2 protein-coding genes are annotated in these 1,470 nt (G+C 45.8%); one reads left to right on the top strand and one right to left on the bottom strand.

Annotation, left to right across the window (positions count from 1 at the left end; genetic code table 11):
• Positions 1 to 165: 165 nt before the first annotated feature.
• Positions 166 to 792, bottom strand: a complete 627-nt coding sequence (locus tag OSCI_RS02425; protein ID WP_007353262.1) for a 4Fe-4S single cluster domain-containing protein — start codon at positions 790 to 792, stop codon at positions 166 to 168.
• 253 nt (positions 793 to 1,045) lie between these two features.
• Here OSCI_RS02425 and OSCI_RS02420 point away from each other — a divergent pair, with 253 nt between their 5' ends.
• Entirely contained in the window at positions 1,046 to 1,459 is a 414-nt protein-coding gene (locus OSCI_RS02420; RefSeq protein ID WP_007353261.1) for a hypothetical protein, read from the top strand.
• The last annotated feature ends 11 nt before the right edge of the window (positions 1,460 to 1,470 follow it).

Below are 1,470 nucleotides of genomic sequence, written 5' to 3'. Positions count from 1 at the left end.
CTTTTCTGGGGTAACTTTCAACAGAAGAAATAGCATCTATAGCCGGATGGGACTATATTTTATCAGCCCTAGCTACTGTTGCATAACTTTGGAGAATTGGTATTACCTGAGCATCGGAGCATCGGAGCATCGGAGCCCCTTCTTCCCCTAGCCCCTAGCCCCTGTTTACTCTGACAAATCCATCTGACCGCGATATCCTGTGATAATACGGCTGCCATCTTTGAGAACGTGAATTTCAACTTGGTCGCTTGCCCAAGTTAAGCGATCGCTCAACTCAGGGTTGAAAACATGGACTTGCTGATTGCTAGAAGAAACCAGAGAATCTGGACGATTAACTGCCAAAGATTCTATATAGGGCCCATCAATTAAGATATCGAGTTCTGCTAATAAATCTTCAACGCCAGCGGGAGCATAGGGTGAGTGTAGCTGCTCTAGGGTAAAGCCTGTAAATGACATGACGTTTAGTCCAGCCGCTTTGACTTGACGGGCCAGTTGCGCTAAGGCTGGTGCTTGCCAGAAAGGTTCTCCCCCGGAGAAGGTCACGCCTTCATGACGAGGGTTACTCAAAATTTTATGAGCTAATGTGTCAATTGACATGAGTTGATTCATCTCAAACGACCAGGAAGCAGTATTAAAACATCCGGGACATTCCCGCAGACATCCCTGTACCCAGATCACAGCACGACATCCAGGCCCATTAACTTCTGACTCATCGACATATCCCATGATGTTGAGATATCCAGCAGGAATGTCAATGAGTTCCAGATAAGGATTGACTTTTATTTGTGTCATGCTGCGACTCCTTTAGTTAATTTATGAACCAAGCTTGGTGATTTAGCAGCGGTTGTCTGCTCACAATTTCTCTATGCGCTTTGAAATGGAGCTACTTAAGAAATTATCTTAAAAAGATGAGGAACTTGTGAGGAGAGCGATCGCATTAAACCATTCTCAGAGAGATCGCTATGGGGTTGTGGGAAATCCTCGCTTCTTCACAGTTTCCTCAAGTTTGAGAGCTATTTTGGATGTTGAACCTTAAGTGAAGGCGATGGTGGTCTTTCTAAAAGCTATCGTGGTTTGGTTGGCGATCGTACTTGCCGAAACTCTACATGGTACGGCTCGAACTCTATGGCTTGCACCCTACATCGGGAATCTTCCTGCTCGGCAAATTTCCTTCTTTACAGGGTCAATTTTGAGCTTGGCGATCGCTACTCTCTTTGTGCAGTGGCTTCATGCGTCGCATACCCAATTGTTAAGGGTTGGCGCACTATGGGCAATACTAACTCTAGCATTTGAGATTGGCTTGGGGCGCTGGATTTTAGGCTACTCCTGGGAACGGATTCTGGCGGACTACAACCCATTGCAGGGTGGTTTGATGGCTTTTGGGTTGGTAATTCTCACTTTGGCTCCATTAATGGCAACAAAGCTACGCGACAGTTGGATGAAACGAAGTTGCTCTTAGATGTAGTAAGT

It is taken from the genome of Kamptonema sp. PCC 6506 (assembly GCF_000180455.1).
Taxonomy (GTDB): Bacteria; Cyanobacteriota; Cyanobacteriia; order Cyanobacteriales; family Microcoleaceae; genus Kamptonema; species Kamptonema formosum.
This window is presented reverse-complemented; position numbering and strand designations above follow the sequence as displayed.